18 protein-coding genes, 1 rRNA gene and 2 pseudogenes are annotated in these 22,774 nt (G+C 73.2%); 3 read left to right on the forward strand and 18 right to left on the reverse strand.

Annotated elements, in window-relative coordinates; translation table 11 throughout:
• Nucleotides 1-76: 76 nt before the first annotated feature.
• Together ACZ7LE_RS17580 and ACZ7LE_RS17585 are read right to left on the reverse strand one after the other, a co-directional pair.
• Nucleotides 77-1,954, reverse strand: a complete 1,878-nt coding sequence (locus ACZ7LE_RS17580; protein ID WP_470404514.1) for an acetolactate synthase large subunit — start codon at nt 1,952-1,954, stop codon at nt 77-79.
• A 293-nt stretch (nt 1,955-2,247) separates the two neighbouring features.
• Entirely contained in the window at nt 2,248-3,012 is a 765-nt protein-coding gene (locus ACZ7LE_RS17585) for a hypothetical protein (RefSeq protein WP_470404515.1), read from the reverse strand.
• Nucleotides 3,013-3,425: 413 nt separating this feature from the next.
• Between ACZ7LE_RS17585 and ACZ7LE_RS17590 the strand changes: the two are divergent.
• Nucleotides 3,426-4,121 (forward strand): annotated as a pseudogene (locus ACZ7LE_RS17590) (hypothetical protein); the annotation flags it as partial.
• 960 nt (nt 4,122-5,081) lie between these two features.
• On the opposite strand, the pseudogene ACZ7LE_RS17595 reads toward ACZ7LE_RS17590, so the two are convergent.
• The 6 genes and pseudogenes from ACZ7LE_RS17595 to ACZ7LE_RS17620 form a co-directional block, all read right to left on the reverse strand.
• Nucleotides 5,082-5,540 (reverse strand): annotated as a pseudogene (locus ACZ7LE_RS17595) (ATP-binding cassette domain-containing protein); the annotation flags it as partial.
• A gap of 66 nt (nt 5,541-5,606) precedes the next feature.
• On the reverse strand, nt 5,607-6,581 hold the full coding sequence (locus tag ACZ7LE_RS17600; protein ID WP_470404516.1) for an NAD-dependent epimerase/dehydratase family protein: 975 nt from the start codon (nt 6,579-6,581) through the stop codon (nt 5,607-5,609).
• Nucleotides 6,578-8,299, reverse strand: coding sequence for a class I adenylate-forming enzyme family protein (locus ACZ7LE_RS17605; protein ID WP_470404517.1), 1,722 nt, complete (start codon nt 8,297-8,299; stop codon nt 6,578-6,580). The genes ACZ7LE_RS17600 and ACZ7LE_RS17605 overlap by 4 nt, the downstream gene beginning before the upstream one ends.
• A complete protein-coding gene (locus ACZ7LE_RS17610) occupies nt 8,296-9,504 on the reverse strand; it encodes a cytochrome P450 (protein ID WP_470404518.1) in 1,209 nt (402 codons plus the stop codon). The genes ACZ7LE_RS17605 and ACZ7LE_RS17610 overlap by 4 nt, the downstream gene beginning before the upstream one ends.
• A complete protein-coding gene (locus tag ACZ7LE_RS17615) occupies nt 9,501-10,361 on the reverse strand; it encodes a glycosyltransferase family 2 protein (RefSeq protein WP_470404519.1) in 861 nt (286 codons plus the stop codon). The genes ACZ7LE_RS17610 and ACZ7LE_RS17615 overlap by 4 nt, the downstream gene beginning before the upstream one ends.
• Nucleotides 10,355-11,542, reverse strand: coding sequence for a 3-oxoacyl-ACP synthase III family protein (locus tag ACZ7LE_RS17620; RefSeq protein WP_470404520.1), 1,188 nt, complete (start codon nt 11,540-11,542; stop codon nt 10,355-10,357). The genes ACZ7LE_RS17615 and ACZ7LE_RS17620 overlap by 7 nt, the downstream gene beginning before the upstream one ends.
• Before the next feature lie 121 nt (nt 11,543-11,663).
• On the opposite strand from ACZ7LE_RS17620, the gene ACZ7LE_RS17625 reads away from it, so the two are divergent.
• Nucleotides 11,664-12,236 (forward strand): Uma2 family endonuclease, encoded by a 573-nt coding sequence (locus tag ACZ7LE_RS17625; RefSeq protein ID WP_470404521.1) that lies wholly within the window; start codon nt 11,664-11,666, stop codon nt 12,234-12,236.
• Nucleotides 12,237-12,264: 28 nt separating this feature from the next.
• Here the strand turns inward: ACZ7LE_RS17625 and ACZ7LE_RS17630 are convergent, their stop codons facing one another.
• From ACZ7LE_RS17630 to ilvD, 5 genes are all read right to left on the reverse strand, one after another.
• Nucleotides 12,265-13,230, reverse strand: a complete 966-nt coding sequence (locus ACZ7LE_RS17630; protein ID WP_470404522.1) for an ABC transporter ATP-binding protein — start codon at nt 13,228-13,230, stop codon at nt 12,265-12,267.
• A complete protein-coding gene (locus tag ACZ7LE_RS17635; protein WP_470404523.1) occupies nt 13,227-14,075 on the reverse strand; it encodes an ABC transporter permease in 849 nt (282 codons plus the stop codon). The genes ACZ7LE_RS17630 and ACZ7LE_RS17635 overlap by 4 nt, the downstream gene beginning before the upstream one ends.
• Entirely contained in the window at nt 14,068-14,886 is an 819-nt protein-coding gene (locus ACZ7LE_RS17640) for an ABC transporter permease (protein ID WP_470404524.1), read from the reverse strand. The genes ACZ7LE_RS17635 and ACZ7LE_RS17640 overlap by 8 nt, the downstream gene beginning before the upstream one ends.
• 55 nt (nt 14,887-14,941) lie before the next feature.
• Nucleotides 14,942-15,613, reverse strand: coding sequence for a VOC family protein (locus ACZ7LE_RS17645; protein WP_470404525.1), 672 nt, complete (start codon nt 15,611-15,613; stop codon nt 14,942-14,944).
• 160 nt (nt 15,614-15,773) lie between these two features.
• Nucleotides 15,774-17,636 (reverse strand): dihydroxy-acid dehydratase, encoded by a 1,863-nt coding sequence (gene ilvD, locus ACZ7LE_RS17650; RefSeq protein ID WP_470404526.1) that lies wholly within the window; start codon nt 17,634-17,636, stop codon nt 15,774-15,776.
• A gap of 206 nt (nt 17,637-17,842) precedes the next feature.
• Between ilvD and ACZ7LE_RS17655 the strand changes: the two genes are divergently transcribed.
• A complete protein-coding gene (locus tag ACZ7LE_RS17655) occupies nt 17,843-18,277 on the forward strand; it encodes a CBS domain-containing protein (RefSeq protein ID WP_470404527.1) in 435 nt (144 codons plus the stop codon).
• Between the two features lie 36 nt (nt 18,278-18,313).
• Here the strand turns inward: ACZ7LE_RS17655 and ACZ7LE_RS17660 are convergent, their stop codons facing one another.
• From ACZ7LE_RS17660 to rrf, 5 genes are all read right to left on the reverse strand, one after another.
• Complete coding sequence (locus tag ACZ7LE_RS17660; protein ID WP_470404528.1) at nt 18,314-18,898, reverse strand: GNAT family N-acetyltransferase; 585 nt, start codon at nt 18,896-18,898, stop codon at nt 18,314-18,316.
• Between the two features lie 40 nt (nt 18,899-18,938).
• Nucleotides 18,939-20,459 (reverse strand): Asp-tRNA(Asn)/Glu-tRNA(Gln) amidotransferase subunit GatB, encoded by a 1,521-nt coding sequence (gene gatB / locus ACZ7LE_RS17665; RefSeq protein WP_470404529.1) that lies wholly within the window; start codon nt 20,457-20,459, stop codon nt 18,939-18,941.
• Nucleotides 20,456-21,997: an Asp-tRNA(Asn)/Glu-tRNA(Gln) amidotransferase subunit GatA gene (gene gatA, locus ACZ7LE_RS17670; RefSeq protein ID WP_470404530.1), complete on the reverse strand. Its 1,542-nt coding sequence runs from the start codon at nt 21,995-21,997 to the stop codon at nt 20,456-20,458. The genes gatB and gatA overlap by 4 nt, the downstream gene beginning before the upstream one ends.
• Nucleotide 21,998: 1 nt before the next feature.
• Nucleotides 21,999-22,295: an Asp-tRNA(Asn)/Glu-tRNA(Gln) amidotransferase subunit GatC gene (gene gatC / locus ACZ7LE_RS17675; protein ID WP_020013625.1), complete on the reverse strand. Its 297-nt coding sequence runs from the start codon at nt 22,293-22,295 to the stop codon at nt 21,999-22,001.
• Nucleotides 22,296-22,433: 138 nt separating this feature from the next.
• Nucleotides 22,434-22,550, reverse strand: a 5S ribosomal RNA gene (rrf, locus tag ACZ7LE_RS17680).
• Nucleotides 22,551-22,774 lie beyond the last annotated feature (224 nt).

The following is a 22,774-nucleotide window of genomic DNA, read 5'->3' on the forward strand; positions in this document are numbered from 1 at the left end:
TTCTGATCGGCCTGAGCTGCGTTCCGTTCCGGGCGGGTGCCTCGTTCCTCGGCCCCCACCCTCCACTGCACTCCGCTCAGTCCTCTCGCTCCCACGTCGGCGAGATGCCGCGTGCGTACTGGATGTCGTCGTTGCTCACGCCGGCGGCGACCATGGGCCACACCATCGCGTCACGCGAGACGGTGAAGTCCACGACCACGGGCCGGTCGTCGATCTCGTTGGCCCGCTTGATCGCGGCGTCGACGTCGGAGGCCCGCTCCACGCGGATGCCCTCGCAGCCGTACGCGTCGGCGAGCTTCACGAAGTCGGGCACGCGCATGGTGCCGTGGCCGGTGTGCAGGTCGGTGTTGGAGTAGCGCGACTCGTAGAAGAGCGTCTGCCACTGCCGCACCATGCCCAGCGAGCTGTTGTTGATCAGCGCCACCTTGATGGGGATGTCGTTGATCGTGCAGGTGGCCAGCTCCTGGTTGGTCATCTGGAAGCAGCCGTCGCCGTCCACGGCCCAGACCGTCCGGTCCGGTTCGCCGACCTTGGCGCCCATCGCGGCCGGGATGGAGTAGCCCATCGTCCCGAGGCCGCCGGAGTTGATCCAGGTGTTGGGCCGCTCGTAGCTGATGAACTGCGCGGCCCACATCTGGTGCTGGCCCACGCCCGCGACGTAGATCGCGTCCGGCCCGGTCAGCTCGCCCAGGCGCTGGATCACGTGCTGCGGCGACAGGTGGCCGTCCTCCGGCTGGGTGTAGCCGCGGGGGTAGGTGCGGCGCCACTCGTCGAGCTGGTGCCACCAGCCCTCGACGTCGGGCTTGCCGTGCGCCTCGTGCTCCTTGGCCAGCTCGGGCAGCAGGTCGCCGATGACCTCGCGGAGGTCGCCCACGATCGGGACGTCGGCCTCGCGGTTCTTGCCGATCTCGGCGGGGTCGATGTCCGCGTGGATGACCGCGGCCAGCGGGGCGAAGCTCGACAGCTTGCCGGTCACGCGGTCGTCGAACCGGGCGCCGAGCGCGAACACGAGGTCCGCCTTCTGCAGCGCCGCGACGGCGGGCACCGTGCCGTGCATGCCGGGCATGCCCAGGTGCTGCGGGTGGCTGTCCGGCACCGCACCGCGCGCCATCAGCGTGGTCACCACGGGTGCGCCGGACAGGTCCACGAGCTGGCGCAGCAGGTCCGACGCACCGGCACGGATCACGCCGCCGCCCACGTACAGGACCGGACGACGGGCCGTGGCCAGCAGCTTCGCGGCCTCGCGGATCTGCTTCGAGTGCGGCTTGGTCACGGGGTGGTAGCCCGGCAGGTTCAGCTCCTGCGGCCACGAGAACGTGGTGCGCGACTGCATCGCCGACTTCGCGATGTCCACGAGCACCGGGCCCGGCCGCCCCGTGGAGGCGATGTGGAACGCCTCCGCGATGGTGCGCGGGATCTCGGCAGGGTCCGTGACCAGGTAGGAGTGCTTGGTGATCGGCATCGTGATGCCGACGATGTCCGCCTCCTGGAACGCGTCGGTCCCGATCGCCGAGGCGCCCACCTGGCCGGTGATCGCCACGAGCGGGATCGAGTCCATGTTGGCGTCCGCGATGGGCGTCACCAGATTGGTGGCGCCGGGGCCCGACGTCGCCATGGTGACGCCGACCCGGCCCGTCGCGTGGGCGTAGCCCGACGCCGCGTGACCGCCACCCTGCTCGTGCCGCACGAGGATGTGCCGGAGCTTGGCGGAGTCCATCAGCGGGTCGTAGGTGGGCAGGATCGCGCCGCCGGGAATGCCGAAGACGACCTCCGCCCCGACCTCCTCGAGCGAGCGGACGATCGACTGCGCGCCCGTCACCTCCTCCGGCCCGACGCGCGGTGCGGCGTTCTCAAGCTCGGCCTTGCCGCCTACGCGGGACCGAAGCTCGGTGCGCACCTGGTCGCGCGCCTCGGCGCGCGCGGCGATCTGTGCGGGTGTCGGTGTGCCGGTCATGCGGTTCTCCTGCCGTCGCGCCCCGTCCTGGGGCGAAAGCGAGCGTTCGTGACAACAAAAAAACCCCGGGTCCTTTGGTGAAAGGACTGCCAGGGTGAGCGCGCGGACGATGCCTGTGCTGGGGCTTAGGCCGCGCGCTCAGGAAGTACTACAAGAATGATCGTCTGCACGTCACGCACGTTACGCCGAAAAGTCGCCGGTGTCACTCAGCGGGCCAAAGGTCCCACGATCCGAGACGCGAGGTCGCCCGGCCCGCCGGATCCCGGGCCTCCCGGGGAACCGGGCCGCCGTGGTCAGCGTACGTCCCGGTACCGGAAGACCACCGAGCCGAGCACGGCCAGCACCACCGTGACGCCGAGCAGCAGGAGCCCGCTGTGCACGTGGGGGCCCGCCAGAAACCCGTCGCCGGCGAGCACGGTCCGCGTGCCGCGGACCCACGAGTCGGCGTTGGTGAACGGCAGCCAGTCCCGGACGCCGGACGACGCGCTCAGCGCCACCTGCTCCTCGACCACGAACCACACCGCGGCGAGGCCGACCGCCACCCACCAGCGCCGGACGAGCACCCCGAGCGCCGCGCCGCCGACCGCCGCGGACACCGCGAGCGCGATCACCCGGACACCGCTCCACGTCAGGGCCTCCACCAGGTCGGACGGCGGACCGCCCAGCACCCCGGCCCGCGCGTGCGCCCAGTACATGCCGAACCCCAGCAGCGCGCAGGCCGCCGCGATACCGGGCACCACGGCCAGTCCGGCCGCCGCCAGCTTGCTCCAGTAGACGCGGCCCCGGCGGGGCTCGACGGTCAGCAGCGCACGCGTCCCGCCCTGCGCCGCGGACCCGGTCACCAGCAGCACGCCCGCCACGTAGGCGAGGAACACCGACGTCATCGCGTAGAACGAGATCTGCCCCTGGTCGAGCATCGCCGCGAGCGTGAAGGCCTCCGGCTCGAACGCCGTCACCGCGACCGCGAGCGCCACGTGCGCGAGCATCGCCACGGCGATCCACCGGATCGCCGGCCGCACGGCGAACCTGCGCAGCTCGGCCCACAGCAGGCCCATCATCGCCTTCCCTTCGAACGCTTCTTGTTCCGGCCGGATCCCTGCTGCCCCGGGCGGGGCCGCCCCGTCCCCGCGCCGGTGCGCGGGTGCGGCCCCTGTGCGGCGGTGCCGTCCGGGTCGGTGCCGTCCGGGCCGGGGTCGTCCGGGTTGGGGTCATCGGGCGCCTGGGCGTCGGTCTCTGAACCGTCCGGTGTGGTGTCGTCCGGCGTGGTGTCGTCCGGCGTGTCCGCGTCCGGTGCGGGGTCGTCCGGCTCGAGGTCGTCGAGCTCCAGCCCCTCAGCCTCGATGCGCTTCAGCTCGAGGTCGTCCGGTTCCCGATCCTCCGCCTCCAAGGCGTCAGGCTCAAGACCCCCGTCCCTGCCGCCGGACGTCTCCGCCGCGCGCCGGCCCAGGAGCGCCCGGGCACCCTCCGTGCGGTGGGCGAGCCGGGCCGTCCTGGCGTCGGCGGCCTCCCGCTTCCGGGCAGCCTTCTCGTCGAGCGCCTTCTGCCTGGCATCGAGGGTCGCCTGCTTCGCGTCGGCGCGCGCCTGCTCCGCCGCGGCCTTCCCGGCCGCCTTCTGCCGCGTCGCGGCCTCCTTGGCGTCGAGGTCCGCCTGCTTCTGCGCGGCCCGGTCGTCGATCCTGGCCTGCCGCGCGTCCGCCTTGTCCTGCTTGGCATCGGCCTTGTCCTGCTTCGCTGCCGCTCTGGCCTGTTCCGCCGCCTGCTTCTCCGCGGCCCTCGCGTCGGCGGCCGCCTGCTTCTCCGCGGCCTTGGCGTCGGCAGTCGCCTGGCGCTCCGCGATCCGAGCCTCGGCAGCAGCCTGCTTCTCGGCGACCTTGGCGTCGAACTCAGCCCGCCGCTGAGCGAACCTCGACTGCTTGGGCGGGGCGTCGGCGTCCGCGAGCGCCTCCGCGGTGGCCGCGGCCGTGCCTGGCGTGGCGGAGGGCCTCGGAGCCGCGGCGGGCTTCGGGTCGCTCGACCTCGGGGCCGCCGTCTTGGGAGCGGCCGGCTTCGGGGCGGCAGGCCGCGGACCGGCCGGCTTCGGGACGGCAGCCTCCGAGCTGGTCGCGGCCGACGCACCAGACTTCGAGGCACCAGACTTCGAGGCACCAGGCTTCGACGCGCCGGGCTTCGGAGCGTTCGCCTTCGCCGTGCCTGCCTTCGCGGCGTCGGCCTTCGCGGTGCCGGCCTTCGAGACACCGGCCTTCGACGCGACCGCCGTCAATACACCCGACGCCGACGCGCTCACCCGCGCGACCGCTTTCACCCCGCCATCCCGTTCCCCGACACCCGTGCTCCCCGCACCAGGGTTCCCCGCACCCGCATCCCCGGCACCGCTCGCCTCCGGCCCGGCCGGCCGCCCCGCCGACCTCCGGTTCTCCTTCGCGGCCGCCCGCTCCGCACGCGCGGCCTGCTTGGCCGCGGCCCGCGCGTCGATCGCCGCCTGCTTCGCCGCGGCCTCCTCGGTCGCTCGCGCGTCCGCCGCCGCCTGTCGCGCGGCCGCCTCCTTGTCCGCCTTGCGCTGGTCGGCGGCCTTCTTCCGCTCCGCCGCCTTCCGTTCGGCCGCCTTGCGCGCCGCACGTTCCTCGGCGCGGCTCGGCGGCACGGGCGTCGGTGGCACCACGGGACGCAGCCGCCCGACGACGGCGGCCAGATCCTCCCGCTGCGGCACGAGCTCGCCCGCGAACAGCTTCTGCTTGGCGAGCGCCCGCGAGATCTCGGCGGGCTCGGCGACGTCGTCGACGTGGAGCGTGTCGCCGTCGGCCCGGACCTTGAACCCCGCGGCCTTCAGGGCCGTGGCGGCCTTGCCCGGCTCGTCGACACCCACGCGGACGCTGACCCGGGCATCACCCAGGAGCTCGGCGGCGCTCCCCTGCGCGAGGATGCGGCCGCCGTCGAGCACCGTGACCGTGTCCGCGATCTGCTGCGCCTCGGTGAGCACACCGGTCGCGACCAGCACCGTCTTTCCCTGGTCGGCCAGCCGGCGCAGCGCCTGGCGGATCTCGCGCGTGCCGACGGCGTCGAGCCCGGCGCTCGGGTCGTCGACGACGAGGAGGTCGGGGTCGCGCAGCAGCGCCGCCGCGAGCGCCAGCCGGCGTTCCTCGTCGGGCGAGTAGGTGGCGTAGGCGGCCCTGGCCCGGTCGGCGAGGACCACGCGGGTGAGCACCTCGTCCACGCGGGCGCGCGGAACGCCCGCCGCACTCGCGAGCAGGGCGAGGTTGCGGCGCCCGCTCAGCCGCCCGTGGAACCCGGGGTCGCCGACGACGGCGCCGATGCGGCCGGCGAGGTCGGGCAGGCCGTCCGGGACGTGGGTGCCGAAGATCTTCATGGCGCCCCCGTCCGCGTGGGCGAGGCCGGTGAGCAGGCGCAGCGTCGTGGTCTTGCCCGAGCCCGCGAGCCCGAGGAGCGCGTGCACGCCGCCGGCCGGCACGCGCAGGTCGAGGCCGTCCACGCCCACGGCGCGGCCGCGCACCGAGCGGTACGCCTTGCGCAGCCCGAGCGTCTCGATCGCGACGTCGCTCCCTGGAATCACCCGCACAGGGTAGGGCATTCCGGACACGCTCCCGACGTGTCAGACACCCAGGTCACGGGAGGGGCCTGTACGTCTGACACGTGGCTACCAGCTCATGGCGCCGTGCAGCGACGTCGGCGCCGGGTCCACGCCGAGGCGTTCCCGCAGCACCGTGAGGTCGTAGGTGCGCTCCATCGCGAGGTGGCTGATGGCGTACCGGGACAGGCGCGGCTCGCGCCCCGTCCATCGCGCGAGGCGTTCGGCCGCCCAGGCCAGGGCGTGCGCCAGCCGCAACGGGATCCCCACCACCTGGACCGGCCGGAACCGCGCGAACATCAGCAGCTCGAGGGTCTCGTCGAGGTCCACGGGGCTGGCGTCCGCCACGTTGGCGACGAGCGGCCGTCCCGCGGCGATCTCGGGCGCGACGTCCACGTCCAGGGCGGCGCGCACCGCGCGGGCCAGCGTGTCGACGTGCGTGAGGTGCTGCCGTACCTTGCCGCCGCCCGGCAGCGGCAGCCAGGCGCCGATCGCCGCGGACTCCAGCCGCGGCAGCAACGTCGTGTCGCCCGGCCCGTAGACCGCGTGCGGCCGCAGCACGACGACGGGGCCGCGGTCCTCCCGCACGGCGTCCGCCGCGAGGTAGCGCTCGGCGGCGGCCTTGGTGGAGCCGTAAGGGTTCACGTACCCGCGGGCGGGTGCCTCCGCCTCGGTGGCCGCGACGCTCGGCGTCCGGGGGTCGTACACGCTGCCCGACGACAGGTGGACGAACCGCGCGCCGGGGAACGTCTCGCGCACCGCGCGCGTGCCCTCGACGTTGACCACCCAGGCCCGGGCATGGCTGCCGCCGTCCCCGACGGAGGCTCCGCAGTGCACCACGACGTCGACGTCCTCGGGCCGGTCCTCCTTCGCCAGCGGGCCGTCCCGCAGGTCCCAGAACTGGTGGGCGACCTTGTCGAGCAGCTCGGCCGGGACCCGCGGGACGCGGCGCGAGAACGCGATCACCTCGTGCCCGTGCGCCGCGAGGTCGCGCACCACAGCCCCGCCAACAAACCCCGACGAACCGGTCACTGCCACCCTCATGCGCGCACTGTACCCGCGAGAGGTGAAACCAGGTCGACCAGGGCATGACGGTCCGGTTTCCGCGACCTGCCCGCGAGCGGCACGTGCGACGCCTCGACCACCAGGTCGGGCAGGGCGCCGTGGTCCAGGACCCGTCCGGCCTGGTCGGCGACGGCCCGGGCCAGCCCGGTACCCGCCCGGACCCGCGGCGCGCCCACGCCGGGCACCGCACCCTCGGGGGTCACCACGAGGACCACCCGCTCGTCGCCGTCCGGCATCGGGACGCCGACCATGACGGCGTCGGCCACCCCCGGCAGGTCCCGCAGCCGGGGCTCGAACAGACCCGGGTAGATGTTCACCGTGCCGCGGATGATCATGTCCCGGTTGCGGCCGACCAGCACGATCCGGCCGTCCGCGTCCCGGTAGGCGAGGTCACCGGTGCGGTGCTCGGCCGCCCGCGGCCTGCCGGCGTCCAGGTCGGACAGGTAGCCCGCCATCAGCGACGGCCCGGTCAGCACCAGCTCGCCCACCACGGGCCCCTCGCCGGACGGACCTTGGGTGTCGTCCGGGCCGACGACGGCGGGGTCGATCCGCACACCGATGCCGGTCAGCGGACGGCCGACGAGGTCGCCCCGCGCACCCCCGGCGGCCGCGATCTTCTCGTCCGCCTCGGTCATCGCGGCGGGCAGGATCTCGGTGGCCCCGTACACGGCGATCCAGCGCGTGCCCGGCAGCACCCGGCGGCCGCGCTCCAGGAGCGCGGCGGTGACCGGGGCCGCGCCGACCGCCAGCACCGCGGGGCCGACGACGGGTTCCGCGGCGCCGTCCGCAGCCCGGGCCTCCACGACGTCGAGCAGCGCCGTCACGTCCGCGGGCACCAGGAACGACGCGTCCGCGCCGGCGACGCCGCGCGCGAACGCCCCCGGATCGTCCTTCGGTGTCTTCGCCGGGATCTCCCACGTACCGCCCGCGAGCAGCGCCGGGAGTCCCAGGAACATCTGGTCGGTGTGCGCTCGCTGACCGGCCCGCAGCCCGCCCACCTGCGCGAACAGGTCGAACATGCCGCCGAGCGTGCCCGCCGTGTGCACCACGGCCTTGGGCTCCGCGGTGGTCCCGGACGTGAAGACGACCAGCGCCTCGGGATCGTCCGCCCCCCACCCGGGCCGCGGCGCGCGGTCCGGCACCGGACCCGACGCCGGCACCGGCACCCGCGCCCGGTCCGGCCTCGCCCCGCGCGCAGACTCCGCCGCCACGCGCCGCGCCCCGCGCGGCACCCCGGGCAGCCACCGCCCCGTGTACAGGTGCCGCACGGGCAGCCGCCCGTAGTCCGGGAGCAGCAGCCCCTGCGAGCGCGCGACCCGGCGCAGCGGCCCCGACGACGCCGCGTACAGCAGCGCCTCCGTCGCGGCCCACCGCGGCCGGGCCGCCGCGATCCGGGCGGCGAACAGCTCCGGCGTCGAGCCGGGGTCCACGAAGACGACGGAGCCGCCCGCGCGCAGGATCGCGAGGCACAGGACCACGCCCTCGGGCCGGGGCCGGACGCTGAACAGCACCCGGTCACCGGGCCGCAGCCCCTGCGCCCGCAGGCCGGACGCCGTCCGCCCGACACGCTCGGCGAGGTCGCGGAACGTAACCTCCTCGCGCACGCGAGCGCCACCACGGCCACCGAACCAGCGCAGCGCCACGACGTCGGGCGTGTCCTGCGCCAGCGCGGGCAGGCGCTCCAGGAAATGGGTCATCTCGTCTCCTCCGCGTCCGGCCCCAGCCGCAGCTCCAGCGACCGGTACGCCGGGACCAGCACGCCGCGCGCGGCCCGGCGTCGGCCCACGACGGGGACCCGGCCGCCGGCCGACGCGGCGGCGAGCGCGTCCAGGACGGCGTCCACCTGCGCGACGGCCAGCGGCATGCCGAGGCAGAAGTGCGGCCCGGCACCGAACCACAGGTGCCGCACCGCGGGGTCGACCGGCCGACCGGGATCGAAGCCGCCGGCGGCCCGGCAGCAGTTGACCGTGGCGATCACCACCCGCTCGCCGGCGGCGACCCGCATGCCGCCCGCCGACGCATCGGCCCGCACGGCGCGGAGCATCGCCGGCGTCGGCACCGTGACGCGCAGCCCTTCCTCGACAGCGCGCCGCCGCACCTGGGCGTCGCCGGTCAGCAGCCGCCCCGTCCACCCGGTGTCGTGGGCGATCGCGACGAGCCGCGGCACGAACGACTGGACGGTCTCCGTCCCGGTGAGCACGAACGCCCCGACGGCGCCCATCGCCTCGCGCTCGGACAGCCCCAGGTCGCGCATCCGCCCGGGCACCGTCGCCGGGTCGCCCGCGCGGTAGGCCGTACGGGCGGGCGCCGTCAGCCGCTCCAGCACCGCCCGCGCCCGCGTGACCTGGGACCGCGTCAGCCCGTGCCGATGCAGCCGCACCATCCCGGTGATCGTCCGGGCGGCGGACATCGCGGAGCGCACGGCGTGATCCGTCGGCGGCAGCCCCACCATCCCGCAGATCACCGCGCCCGCCTGCGCCGTCACCGCGGCAGCGAGGTCGACGGTCTCCCCCGCGGCGAGCCGCCGCGTCAGGTCCGGCAGCGCGCCGTCGTCGTCCGGCAGCCCGCTCCCGGCCACCAGCTCCCGCACGGCCCGGGGCGCGAACAGCGGCCCGAGCGCGCGCCGCAGCGCGGCGTGCTCCGCGCCCTCCATGTTGAGCAGCACGGACGGCCCGAGCACCGGCGTCCACAGGTCCGACGGCGCCCCCGGGCCCACCTTCGAGAAGTGGTCCAGGTCGAGCAGCACCTCGCGCGCGACCGCGGCGTCGCTCACCACCACGCCCACGCGCGGGACGCGCACCACGGGCCGGTGCCGCGCGGACCGGAGCACCGGGTAGGCGAGCGGGTGCGCGGCCCGCTGCACCCGCTCCTCCCAGGGCGCCTCGGGCGCGGCGGCCGTCATCGGATGTCCACCACCTCGGGGCGGTAGCGGTGGTCGGCGTACCAGCCGAGCGTCCGCATCAGGCCCCACGCGTGCACGCGGCGCGTCGAGGCGCGCACCCAGACCTCGCGGTGCTCCGCGTACCGGGTGGTCAGCCGGCGCACGGCGTTGACCAGGGCACGATCCTCGTGCACATCCTCGATCCGGGTGCGCGGGAACCCGCCGGCCCGCTCGTACAGGGACGCCGTGATCGCCATGTTGCAGCCGGGCGTCATGACGTACGGCCCCAGGTACCCGTCGTCCCGGTTGCCGGGCCGGACCTTGCCGAACGTGCTGGACGCCCACAGCGCGAACGACAGCACACCCTGCTGGACCCGCGAGACCGGCAGGTCGTCGGTGCGCGGCAGCAGCCGCCCGGCGATCAGCTCGTCCCCCGACGCGAACGCCGCCCGCACCGCCCGCGTCCACCCGGGAGGCGGCAGGCAGTCGGCGTCGGTCCGGGCCAGCAGCTCCGCCCCGAGCGCGATCGCGGCCCGCATCCCTGTGTCCGCCGCGGCCCCGGTCCCCTTCTCGGGCTCCGCGACGACCTGCCAGCGCAGTCGCCCCCACTCCGCGATCGCCTTGCGGACGACGTCGGGCGTGCCGTCGGTGGAGCTGTTGTCCACGACGACCAGGTCGAAGTCGTCGTCCTCCTGCGCGTGCAGCGCCGCGAGGGTGCGCAGGATCCCGTGCTCGTGCGCCTCGTTCAGCGCGGGCACGACGACGGCGAGCCGGGCTGTGCCGGCTGCCGCGCCTTCGCTGCGCTCCGCTCCCGGCGCGTGCCTCGTCCCTCGGCCCCCACCGTCCGCTGCGCTCCGCACGCGGCGCGGGCTCACCACCGGACCACCATCGCCCCCATGCTGATCCCGCCCGCGAGCCCGAGGAGCAGCACCACGTCGCCCCGGCGCAGCCGGCCGGAGTCCAGCGCCGTCACGAGCTGCAGCGGCAGGGTCGCCGAGGCGAGGTTGCCGTGGTCGGCCACGGTGACGATCGTGCGGTCGGCCGGCACGCCGAGCGCCGCGTGCACGTCGGCGAGGTACCCGACCGCGACCTGGTGCACCGCAACGAGCGCGACGTCGTCCATCGTCACGCCGGCCCGCTCCAGCGCCTCGTCGACCGGGCCCGGCCCGAGCGCGAGGAACGCCTCGCGCAGGCGTGACCCGTCGATCTCGAAGTAGCTCCGCTCCGGGTCGCGCGGGTTGAACGTACCGCCGCCCGGCAGCATGCCCACGTCCCAGTGCTGCGACTCGGCGGTGAACGCCGAGCCGAGGATGCCGGACGGCCGGACCGCAGGTTCGACCAGGCCGGCGAGCTCGGCGGCCAGCTCGTCCTCGAAGCCGGACGGCGCCTCGACCGCCTCGACGAGCACCGCCGCCCCGGCGTCGGACATCGTGTAGCCGGCCGCGGACAGGGCGTACGTCGACCGGTCGGGCACGTCCCATCGGACGCCGCGCGTCGGCATCTCCCCCGACGCGACCAGCACGCGGCGGTACCGGCCCGTCCCGATGAGGGCCTCGGCCACCTCGATCCCGTTGAGCACGGAGTTGCAGGCGTTCTTGACGTCCATCACCGGCGCCCGGACGCCGAGCTTGGCCGCGGTGATGTGACTGGTGGCAGGCTCGATCATGTCCTGGGTGGCCGAGGCGAAGATCAGGAGGTCCACGTCCTGCGGCCCCAGGCCCGCCCGCTCCAGCAGGGTGCGGGAGGCGGCGGCGGCGAGGTCGGAGGCCTGCTGGCCGGCGTCGGCCACGTGGGTCCGGCGCACACCGGTCAGCCGCGACACCATCGGGACGCGCGGTGCGACCCTCGGGTTCCTGCGGTGCAGGTCCCGCTCGGCCTCGGCCACGTCGCGGGTGCGTTCGGGCAGGTGGACCGCCACCTCGGCGATCCGGGCGACGGGGTGTGGCACCGGCAGGGACGACCGTTGGTTCGACGGCGAGGTCGAGCGCGAGGTCGACGGGACGGGCTCGGCGGGTCGGGCGGGAACCGGGCTCAGCACGGCGGCTGGTTCGGGAAGCACCCCGCACACGTTAGCGGCACCCTCCGCGCGCGAAAGAGGGATAGACGTATTAACGTCTAGGCATGCGTCGAGAACGCCGATACCGAGCACTCACATGCCCGGTGCATCGCCATGGTGATCCATGACTGAGCAGATCCCCGACTGGATGCGCCCACCACGCCCCGAGGGCTGGTTCGCCGAGGACCTGGACAACCTGCCGGATGCTCCCAGGAACACGGAGCTGATCGACGGAACCCTCGTCTTCAGACTGTTCCCTCAACGCCATTGGCACAGTCGGGTGACCCAGTCGATCCACAAGATGCTGAACTCACAGGCACCGGACACGATCAGGGTCGACGGCAGAATGACCGTCCGCCTGGACGACCGAAACAGGCCCGAGCCCGACGTGGTCGCCTCGACGGTGTCGATCGGCCGCGACGCCACGTGCTACGACGCCAAGGACATCGTCCTGACGATCGAGGTGGTCTCACCCGAGTCAGCGCACCGGGACAGGGCCGTCAAGCCCCACAAGTACGCCGAGGCCGGCATCCGCCACTTCTGGCGCGTCGAGGACGTCGACGCGGTCACCGCGATCCACGTCTACGAGCTCGACGACCTCACCAGGACCTACGTGCCGACCGGCATCTACCGCGAGGCCCTCAAGGTCGACCTGCCGTTCCCGATCGAGCTCGACGTCCAGTCGCTGTTCGGCTGAGCCGCTCCCCGCTACCGCCGGGTGGCGCCTACCGCCGCGTCGCCCGGTAGATCTCGCGCACCACGTCCTCGATGTCGGGCTCGGCGATCGACAGGTCCAGCACCTCGGCCCGCTCCGAGATCGCGGCGAGCACCCGCGCCGCCGTCGTGCGCTGCGGGTCGAAGGCGAACCGCTGCCGCAGACCGTCCGAGTCGCTGCGGACGTGCTCGGCGCCGTCGACGTCCACCAGGTCGGGGGTCGCCACCGCGAGGTCGACGACCAGCTCCCGCCGCGCGCCGACCGTGCGCGCCAGCCCGTCGAGCGTGCCGTCGAACGCCAGGCGGCCGTGGTCCACGACCAGGATCCGGTCGCAGAGCCGCTCGACGTCGCCCATGTCGTGCGTCGTCAGCAGCAGCGTGGTGCCGTGCTCGCGCCGCTGCGCCACGAGGAACTCGCGCAGGCGCTGCTTGGACAGCACGTCCAGGCCGATCGTCGGCTCGTCGAGGATCACCAGGTCCGGGCGGTGCAGCAGCGCGGCCGCGACCTCGGCCCGCATGCGCTGTCCCAGGGAGAGCTGCCGCACGGGCGTGGCCAGGAACTCCCCCATCTCCAGCATGTCGACCAGCTCGGCGGTCCGGGCGCGCTCGTCGGCCGCGGTCAGGGCGTGGATCGCGGACAGGATCGAGAACGACTCCCGCACCGGCAGGTCCCACCAAAGCTGCGAGCGCTGCCCGAACACCACCCCGATCCGGCGGGCGAGCGCGCGCCGCTGCTTCAGGGGGTGCAGCCCCATGGTCGTCACGGTGCCGCTGCTGGGGACGAGGATGCCGACGAGCATCTTGATGGTGGTCGACTTCCCGGCGCCGTTCGCCCCGATGTAGCCCACGGACTCGCCGGCCGCGACGGTCAGGTCGAGGTCGTCCACGGCGACGTGGCGGGCCCGCCGCAGCCGGTTCCCGCGCTCCGGCCGCCCGGTGAACACCCGGGTCAGGCCCTCGGTCTCGATGACGTTCATCCACCCGCTCCTCGGTAGTGACGAAGGCCCGAGCGCCAGGACAGCCCTGCGACGACGACCGCCCAGAGCGCCGCGACGGGCGCCAGCCAGCCCAGCCAGACCGGCAGACCCGCGACGCCCGGCGTGCCGAGCAGCGTGGAGACCGGCAGGAAGGCCGCGAACGCCACGGGGAAGACGACGCCGAAGACCACCAGCAGGCTGCGCGGCCACACGCTCGTGGGCTGCGTGGCCGCGTACCGGCCGCCGTACACGAACGCGTTGGTCATCTCGGCGCCGTTGACCAGGAAGAACTGCAGCCCGGCCGCGGTGACGAACTGCGCCGTGAAGATGACGAAACCGCTGGCCAGCGCAAGCACCAGCAGCCCGACGGTGCCCGCGGTCCAGTCGATCTCGTTGAGCACCAGGCCGACCGTCAGCGACGTCGCGCCCACCAGGCAGCGCCCGATGCGGCGCAGGCTGAGGTCGCTCGTGACGAGCTGCGCCAGCACCGGTTGCGGGCGCAGGAAGAACACGTCGAGCGTGCCCGCGCGGACGTACACCGGGAGGTTGTCGCAGTGCCCGGCGACCAGGTCGGCCAGCGAGAAGGCGAGGTCGGACAGGCCGAACACGAGCATGATCTGCGCGAGCGTGAACCCGCCGATCTGGTCGGTCGCCGAGTACAGCACCCAGATCTCGCCGAACTCGATGAGGCCGACGAGCAGTGCGCCGACGAGGTCCATGCGAAAGCTCGCCCGGTGGCTCGCCTGCGAACGCGCCCGGCTGGCGATCACGGCCCGGTAGGCGCGCAGGCCCTCAGCCAGGGCCTTCCAGTGGCCGAGCCTGCGGCTCCGCTCCGGCTCACCCACCCTGCACCTCCAGCCTGCGGCGGCCGGCCCGCGTGGTCAGGTGCCCGACGGCGAGCACGATCGCGAGCCACAGCGCCTGCACGCCGAGGTGCTGCCAGGCCGCCGCCCCCGTGACCTGGCCCGAGAGCACGTCGACCGGGAGCTGCATCATCGACGGGAACGGCGTGAGCAGCGCGAGCGTCAGCAGCCAGTCCGGGAAGAGGTAGATCGGCGTGTAGAGGCCGGCGAACAGCCCGGAGAACGACATGTAGAACACGGCGACGCCGCGGGACTCCACGAGCCAGAAGCCCGACGTCCCGACGGCATAGACGCAGGCGTGCGAGACGGCGATGCCGAGCAGCAGGCTGATCAGGCCGAGCGCGTACGCGCTCGGGTCGGACGGCAGCACCATGCCGCCGATGGCGACCCCGATGAGCACGCTCGGCAGCCCGCGTGGCAGCAGGCCGAACAGCCCCTTGCCGACGTCGGTCAGCACATGGGAGGCCTGGACGCTCACGGGCCGCAGGAAGTCGACGGCGACGTCGCCGGACTTGATGCGGGTCTGCAGGTCGCTGCCGCCCCACAGGTTCACCGACCCGAGGAGCCCCTGCCCCAGCCAGACGAACGCTGCCATGCTGCCCGCCGTGTACCCGGCCAGGTCACCGCCCGAGCTCTCGACCGCGGCCCCCATGATCGAGCCCTTGAGCACGCCGAACGTGGCGTTGGCGACGAGGCCGGCGAGGGTCGCGAGCGGGTAGGCCGACTGCCCGCGGAAGCCTGCCAGGAGGAACCGCCAGTAGGGGTTCCGGGCGGGTGGGGTGAGCGGGCGCACAAGCGCGAGACACTACCCACTCCCGGGCCGGAGTTCATCCTCTTTTCCGGGTGCGTCAGAAGTCGCCCTGCCAGGTGCACACGCAGGCCTCGTTGCCCTCCGCGTCGGCCAGCACCCACCACGACGGGGCGTACTTGTCCGTGACGAGCCGCCCGCCGGCGGCGACCGCCGCCGCCACGCGTGCCTCGGCCAGGTCGTGCGGCACCCAGACGTCCACGTGGATGCGGTTGCGCTGTTCCCGCCGCTCGTCCGACTGCTGGAACCAGAACAGGGGCTCCCGCCCGTCCGTGTCGAGCAGCCGTCCCGCGGCCGTGTTGCCGCCGCGGTAGGGCTGCGCCTCGTGGCCCAGAACCGCCTGCCAGAAGGCCTGGACCGCGGGCCCGACCACGGCGTCGATCGCGATCGCCACCTCGCGCAGCCCGGTCACGTCCGCCGCGACGCCCACGTTGCGGGCGGCCGCCGAGATCGCCCGCGCGAGCCCGAGGTCCCGCTCCGACAGCCCGCCGATGTCGTGCGACCAGGTCCGCACCGTCACGCTCCCGTAGCGCAGGTCGACGTCGGGGTGGTGGTTCGCGGCCTCGGCGAGCTCTCCGATGCGGGCGACCAGCACCAGCCCGGTGGCGAACGAGCCGGTGGTGAACCGCGCGAGCGCCGCGTCGTGAAGCACCCGCCAGTCGTCCGTGCCTTCCGCCGCGGTGAACTCGGCAGCGGTGATCTCGTCGCTCATGGGTCGCGCCCTCTTTCGTGCGTCCTGCGGTCCGGGTCCCCCCACCATGGCACGAGACTCCGACACCCGACAGACCCCTCGGCGTCGCCGCTCGTCAGTGCGTCGTCCGGCGGCGGACCCTGCCCGGGTCCGCCGCCGGACGACATGTCACGCTCGGGCGTCAGCCGCGCCGCAGGCGCGCGACGTCGCGCACGGCCCCGCGGTCGGCCGACGTCGCCAGGGCCGCGTAGGCCTGGAGCGCCGGGGACACGTACCGGTCGCGGGCGACGGGCTGCCACGGCCGCTCGGAGGACTCCATCTTGGCGCGCCGCTCGGCGAGCACCTCGTCCGGCACGTTGATCCGGATCACCCGGGTGTCGACGTCGATCTCGATCTCGTCGCCGTCCTCGACCAGGCCGATCGTGCCGCCCGCCGCGGCCTCCGGGGAGACGTGCCCGACGGAGATGCCGCTGGACCCGCCGGAGAACCGGCCGTCCGTGATCAGCGCGACGACCTTGCCCAGGCCGCGACCCTTGATGTACGAGGTCGGGTAGAGCATCTCCTGCATGCCCGGTCCGCCGGACGGGCCCTCGTAGCGCACGACGACGACGTGGCCCGGCTCGACCTGCTTGGTGAGGATCTTCTCGACGGCCTCGTCCTGCGACTCGCAGACGAGCGCCTTGCCCACGAAGTGGAAGACGTCGGGGTCGACGCCCGCCGTCTTGAACACGGCGCCGTCCTCGGCGAGGTTGCCGCGCAGCACGGCCAGCCCGCCCTCGACGGTGTACGCGTGCTCGACGTCGCGGATGCAGCCGCCCGTACCGTCGGTGTCGAGCGTCTCCCACTGGTTGTTCGTGGAGAACGCCTTCGTGGTGCGCACGCCGCCCGGGGCCGCGTGGAACAGGCCGAGCGCCCGGTCGGTGGCCTTGCCGCCGCGGATGTCCCAGTCGTCGAGCCACGCGCGCAGCGTGGGCGTGTGCACCGACGTGACGTCGTGGTCCAGCAGGCCGCCGCGGTCGAGCTCGCCCAGCAGGGCGGGGATGCCGCCCGCCCGGTGCACGTCCTCCATGTGGTAGTCCGGGTGGTTGGGCGCCACCTTGGACAGGCACGGCACCCGGCGGCTGATGTCCTCGATGTCGGCGAGCGTGAAGTCGACCTCCGCCTCCTGGGCGGCGGCGAGGATGTGCAGCACCGTGTTGGTGGAGCCGCCCATGGCCACGTCGAGCGCCATCGCGTTCGCGAACGCCGCCTTGGTGGCGATCCCGCGGGGCGCAGCGGAGTCGTCCTCGTCCTCGTAGTACCGGCGGGCCAGGTCGACGATGGTGCGGCCGGCCTCCAGGAACAGCTCCTTGCGGGCTGCGTGCGTCGCCAGCGTCGAGCCGTTGCCGGGCAGCGACAGGCCCAGCGCCTCGGTCAGGCAGTTCATCGAGTTCGCGGTGAACATGCCGGAGCACGAGCCGCACGTGGGGCACGCGTTCTCCTCGACCAGGCCGAGCGCGGCGTCGTCCACGTTCTCGTCCGCCGAGTAGTTGATCGCGTTGATCAGGTTCAGCGGCGTCTTCGCGACGCCGTTCGCCACGACGGCCTTGCCGGCCTCCATGGGGCCGCCCGACACGAAGATCACCGGGATGTTGAGCCGCAGCGCGGCGTTCAGCATGCCCGGCGTGATCTTGTCGCAGTTGGAGATGCAGACCAGCGCGTCCGCGGTGTGCGCCTGGACCATGTACTCCACGGAGTCCGCGATGAGGTCGCGGCTCGGCAGGGAGTAGAGCATGCCGGCGTGGCCCATCGCGATGCCGTCGTCGACCGCGATGGTGTTGAACTCCTTGGCGACGCCGCCGGCCTCACGGATCGCCGAGGCCACGAGGTCGCCCATGTCCTTGAGGTGTACGTGCCCCGGTACGAACTGCGTGTACGAGTTCGCGATCGCGATGATCGGCTTCCCGAAGTCCTCGGAACCCATGCCGGTGGCGCGCCAGAGCGCGCGGGCTCCGGCCATGTTGCGGCCGTGGGTGGACGTCCGGGAGCGCAGGGGACGACTCATGACTGTTCAGCTCCTTCGATGCTGGGTGGCCGTGCGCGATGCGGGCGAACGGCCTCGTCACGCTACCTCCGGTCCGGCGGGACCGACACGCGGCGTCCACAGGGTGACCCCCTCACCCCTGGGGAATTTTCGCCCGGTGCCGTACCGTCGTATTCAGGAGGCCGCAACGACGCGGTCTCCGCCGTGCACTCGATGGAGGTATCCCGATGCGCGTGACAGAGGCTCTGCGCCGCAAGGGTGGCTCCGTGGTCACCATCTCCAAGGACCGGAGCGTGCGCGAGCTGCTCGCCGTCCTCGCCGAGCACCGGATCGGCGCCGTCGTAGTGTCCGACGACGGCGTCACCGTCGACGGCATCGTCAGCGAGCGCGACGTCGTGCGCAGGCTGCACTCGGACGGGGACGACATCCTGGACGGCACGGTCGAGGCGATCATGACGGTCGCCGTGCACACCTGCGGCCCCGACGCCACGCTCGACGAGCTCATGCCCGTGATGACGGAGCACCGGGTGCGGCACGTGCCCGTGCTCGTGGACGCGCGGCTCACGGGGATCGTGAGCATCGGCGACGTGGTCAAGCACCGGATCGCCGAGGTCCAGGCCGAGCGGGACCAGCTCACCGCCTACATCACCGGCGGCCCCTGACCCGGGACGGGACAGGGGCCGGGACCCGGCGGCGGCTCAGTCCCGCAGCGCCCGGAACTCGTCCTCGAGGATGCTCATCACGATGGCGTCCGCCCACGTGTCGCCGTCGCGGTAGACGTCCCGCAGCCGGCCCTCCTGGCGGAACCCGAGCGACTCGTACAGGGCCTGGGCGCGCGGGTTGATGCTGAGCACGTCCAGGCTCACCCGGTGCAGGTGCGGGCCGGGATCGCTCTCGACCCCATCGAACGCGAACCGCAGGACCTCGTCGATGGCCTCCCGGCCGTACCCGCGGCCCCGGTAGTTCGGCAGGAGCTGGAGCCGCAGGTTGGCCGAGCCGACGGCCTCGTCGAGGTCGTTCAGCACGATCTCGCCGATCATGTCGTCGCTGATCGGCTTGCCGTCCCGCATGGCGGCCGGGCAGATCGCCCAGTCGTACCGGCCGGGCCGGTCGCTGACCGTGCTCGCCCAGTCGTCGATCTGGTCGCGCGTGAAGACGGCGGTGGTGCCGGTCAGGCGGGTGCCCTCCGGATCCTGGACTGCCTCCCACAGGCGCTCCGAGTCGCGGGCCTCGATGGGCCGCAACCGGGTCATGTCGCCGTGCAGGAGGGGTCCGCGGGTCACCGGCCCGGCCTCGCAGCCAGGGTCGCCACGGCCGGAGCCGTCACTGCCCGATCCGATCCAGCACGAGCTCCCGGACCCGCTTGGCGTCGGCCTGGCCCTTGGTCGCCTTCATGACGGCGCCGATGATCGCGCCGACCGGACCCTGGTTGCCGCCGCGGACCTTCTCGACGATGTCCGGCTGAGCCGCCAGCGCCTCGTCGATCGCGGTGAGCAGGGCGCCGTCGTCGGACACGACCTCGAGGCCACGGGCCGCGACGACCGCCTCCGGGTCGCCCTCTCCGGCGAGCACGCCGTCGAGCACCTGGCGGGCGATCTTGTCGTTGATCCGGCCGGACTCCACGAGCTGCTGGAGCTGCGCGACCTGCGCCGGGGTGACGGACAGGTCCGCGAGCGAAAGCTCGTCCTGCTTGGCCCGGCGGGCGAGCTCGCCCATCCACCACTTGCGGGCGCCCGCGGCGTTCGTCCCGGCGGCGACCGTCGCCTCGATGAGGTCGATGGCCCCGGCGTTGACGACGTCGCGCATCTCGGCGTCGGCGTACCCCCACTCGCCCTGGAGCCGGCGCCGGCGCGCGACCGGCAGCTCCGGCAGGGTCGCCCGGATCTCCTCGACCCACTCGCGGCTCGGGGCCACGGGCACCAGGTCGGGCTCGGGGAAGTAGCGGTAGTCCTCGGCGTCCGACTTCACGCGGCCCGACGACGTGGTGCCGTCCTCCTCGTGGAAGTGGCGCGTCTCCTGGATGACCGGCAGGCCGGCGTCGAGCACGCCCGCCTGGCGGGAGACCTCGTAGCGGACGGCGCGCTCGACCGAGCGGAACGAGTTCACGTTCTTGGTCTCGGTGCGCGTGCCCAGGGGCGACTCGGGCGTCGGACGCAGCGACAGGTTCACGTCCGCGCGGACGTTGCCCCGCTCCATGCGGGCCTCGGAGACCCCCAGCGAGCGGAAGATGTCGCGCAGCGTCTGCACGTAGGCCCGTGCCACCTCGGGGGCCCGGTCGCCGACACCCTCGATGGGCCGCGTCACGATCTCCACCAGCGGGATGCCGGCACGGTTGTAGTCCACCAGCGAGTACTCGGCGCCCTGGATACGGCCGGTCGAGCCACCCACGTGGGTGTTCTTGCCGGCGTCCTCCTCCATGTGCGCACGCTCGATCTCGACGCGGAACACCGCGCCGTCCTCGAGCTCGACGTCGATCCAGCCGTCGTAGGCGATCGGCTCGTCGTACTGCGACGTCTGGAAGTTCTTCGGCACGTCCGGGTAGAAGTAGTTCTTCCGGGCGAACCGGCAGCTCTCGGCGATGCTGCAGTTGAGCGCGAGGCCGATGCGGATTGCGTACTCGACGGCCTTGCCGTTGACCACCGGCAGCGCGCCCGGGAGCCCGAGGCTGACCGGGGTCACCTGGGTGTTGGGCTCGCCGCCGTACGCGACCTCGGCCGCGCAGAACATCTTGGTGAGCGTGCCGAGCTCCACGTGCACCTCGATGCCCAGCACCGGGTCGTAGCGGCGGACGGCGTCCTCGTAGGCGACCAGGCTCGTGGCCGTGGCGGTCGACGGTGCGGTCATCGGGCGAGCTCCGTGGTCTTGAGTTCGGGTGCCTTGTTCAGGAGGGGGCCGCCCCAGCTGCTCTCGAGGGCTGCCTCGAGGGCGGCGCCGACACGGTACATGCGGTCGTCGGCCTTGGCGGGGGCCAGGATCTGGAAGCCGACGGGCAGGCCGTCGTCGGAGAGGCCGTTGGGCAGCGACATGCCGGGGACGCCCGCGAGGTTCGCGGGGATGGTCGCGACGTCGTTGAGGTACATCGCCAGCGGGTCGTCGAGCTTCTCGCCGAACTTGAATGCCGTGGTCGGCGCCGTGGGCGAGACCAGCACGTCGGCCTGCTCGAACGCGGCCGCGAAGTCACGCTGGATCAGCGTGCGGACCTTCTGCGCGCTGCCGTAGTAGGCGTCGTAATAGCCCGCGGACAGGGCGTAGGTGCCGAGGATGACGCGGCGCTTGACCTCGTCGCCGAAGCCCGCGCCGCGGGTGGCGCCCATGACGCGCTCCGCGGTGACCGGGCCCTCGGCCGGCTCGACCCGCAGGCCGAAGCGCATGCCGTCGAACTTGGCCAGGTTGCTGGACGCCTCAGCCGGCATGATCAGGTAGTACGCGTCGAGCGCGTAGGTGAAGCTGGGGCAGGAGACCTCGACGATCTCGGCGCCGAGCGCGCGCAGCTGGTCGAGCGACTCCTCGAACCGCGCGGAGACGCCGGCCTGATAGCCCTCGCCCGCGAGCTCCTTGACGACGCCGACGCGCAGACCCTTGAGGTCGCCCTTGGCGCCCAGCTCGGCGGCCGCGACGACGCCGGGGACCGGCTCGTTGATCGACGTCGAGTCGTGGTGGTCGTACCCGCCGATCAGCTCGTGCAGCAGCGCGGCGTCGAGCACGGTGCGAGTCACGGGGCCGGCCTGGTCGAGCGACGACGCCATGGCGATCAGGCCGTAGCGGGAGACGCCACCGTAGGTGGGCTTCACGCCGACGGTGCCGGTGACGGCACCGGGCTGACGGATGGAGCCGCCGGTGTCGGTGCCGATCGCCAGGGGTGCCTCGAAGCCGGCCACCGCCGCGGCGGAGCCACCGCCGGACCCGCCGGGGATCCGGTCGAGGTCCCAGGGGTTCTTCGTGTTGCCGAACGCCGAGTGCTCCGTCGAGGAGCCCATGGCGAACTCGTCCATGTTGGTCTTGCCGAGGATCGGCAGGCCCGCCGCCTTGATGCGCTCCACGAGGGTCGCGTCGTACGGCGGGACCCAGTCCTCGAGGATCTTCGACCCCGCGGTCGTCGGCAGCCCCTTGGTCACCACGACGTCCTTGACCGCGATGGGCACGCCCGCGAGCGGGTGCAGCTCCTCGCCGGCGGCGCGCTTCGCGTCGACCTCGGCGGCCGTGGCCAGCGCCTCCGCGGACGAGACGTGCAGGAAGGCGTGCAGGTCGCCGTCGACGGCGGCGATGCGGTCCAGGTGGGCCTGCGTGGCCTCGACGCTGGTGAGGTCCTTGCTGGTCAGCGCGGACGCGAGGTCGGACGCGCTGAGCCGGGTGATGTCGTTCGTCATGTCGCTGGTACCCATCTCACTCTTCGCCAAGGATCTGCGGGACGGCGAACCGGCCGTTCTCCTGCTGCGGGGCTCCGGCCAGGACGTCCTCGACGGGCAGCGGGGCCTCGGGCACGTCGTCTCGGAACACGTTCGTCAGCGGGAGCGGGTGGCTCGTCGCGGGCACGTCTGCGGTGGCGACCTCGCTGATGCGAGCGACCGACTCGACGATCACGTCGAGCTCACCGGCGAGGCGGTCGACCTCGTCCGGTCGCAGATCGATTCGTGCCAGCGCAGCCACGCGCGCGACCTCGTCGCGGGAGATGGTGGACATGGCCGCCAGTCTAGTCGCCGGACGGCCTCGGCTCGCCCGGATCCCCGCCCGTCGCGTGTGAAATCTTCCCCGGAAATGCAGGAAGGGGGTGGGAGTCAGTCGCTGTGCGACTGCTCCCACCCCCTCCTGGGAATGGTTGTCCGGCGGCGTCCTACTCTCCCACCCCGTCACCAGGGCAGTACCATCGGCGCTGTGGGGCTAAGCTTCCGGGTTCGGAATGGGACCGGGCGTTTCCCCCACGCTATGACCACCGTAACACTATCGAGAACCAGGCAACCCTCACACCCAACCACCGGCATAACACCAAGTGTTGGGGGGTTGGTGCCCGTGACTCGGGAACCGCATAGTGGACGCGTAGCACAACAAAGAATCTCTTTTAACTCATGTGAGTGTGGTTGTGAAGTTATCGGCAGGTTAGTACCGGTCAGCTCCACAGGTCTTCAGTCCCTGCTTCCACATCCGGCCTATCAACCCAGTGG

This window comes from Promicromonospora sp. NPDC110617, from assembly GCF_055598465.1.

What these genes read in the sequence shown, in the direction of transcription:
- ACZ7LE_RS17610 (WP_470404518.1), bottom strand. Translation starts at nt 9,504, where the DNA reads ATGACGGCCGCCGCGCCCGAGGCGCCCTGGGAGGAGCGGGTGCAGCGG.
- ilvD (WP_470404526.1), bottom strand. Translation starts at nt 17,636, where the DNA reads ATGAGTCGTCCCCTGCGCTCCCGGACGTCCACCCACGGCCGCAACATG.
- gatA (WP_470404530.1), bottom strand. Translation starts at nt 21,997, where the DNA reads ATGGGTACCAGCGACATGACGAACGACATCACCCGGCTCAGCGCGTCC.
- ACZ7LE_RS17600 (WP_470404516.1), bottom strand. Translation starts at nt 6,581, where the DNA reads ATGAGGGTGGCAGTGACCGGTTCGTCGGGGTTTGTTGGCGGGGCTGTG.
- ACZ7LE_RS17655 (WP_470404527.1), top strand. Translation starts at nt 17,843, where the DNA reads ATGCGCGTGACAGAGGCTCTGCGCCGCAAGGGTGGCTCCGTGGTCACC.
- ACZ7LE_RS17630 (WP_470404522.1), bottom strand. Translation starts at nt 13,230, where the DNA reads ATGAACGTCATCGAGACCGAGGGCCTGACCCGGGTGTTCACCGGGCGG.
- ACZ7LE_RS17645 (WP_470404525.1), bottom strand. Translation starts at nt 15,613, where the DNA reads ATGAGCGACGAGATCACCGCTGCCGAGTTCACCGCGGCGGAAGGCACG.
- ACZ7LE_RS17585 (WP_470404515.1), bottom strand. Translation starts at nt 3,012, where the DNA reads ATGATGGGCCTGCTGTGGGCCGAGCTGCGCAGGTTCGCCGTGCGGCCG.
- gatC (WP_020013625.1), bottom strand. Translation starts at nt 22,295, where the DNA reads ATGTCCACCATCTCCCGCGACGAGGTCGCGCGCGTGGCTGCGCTGGCA.
- ACZ7LE_RS17625 (WP_470404521.1), top strand. Translation starts at nt 11,664, where the DNA reads ATGACTGAGCAGATCCCCGACTGGATGCGCCCACCACGCCCCGAGGGC.
- ACZ7LE_RS17605 (WP_470404517.1), bottom strand. Translation starts at nt 8,299, where the DNA reads ATGACCCATTTCCTGGAGCGCCTGCCCGCGCTGGCGCAGGACACGCCC.
- gatB (WP_470404529.1), bottom strand. Translation starts at nt 20,459, where the DNA reads ATGACCGCACCGTCGACCGCCACGGCCACGAGCCTGGTCGCCTACGAG.
- ACZ7LE_RS17580 (WP_470404514.1), bottom strand. Translation starts at nt 1,954, where the DNA reads ATGACCGGCACACCGACACCCGCACAGATCGCCGCGCGCGCCGAGGCG.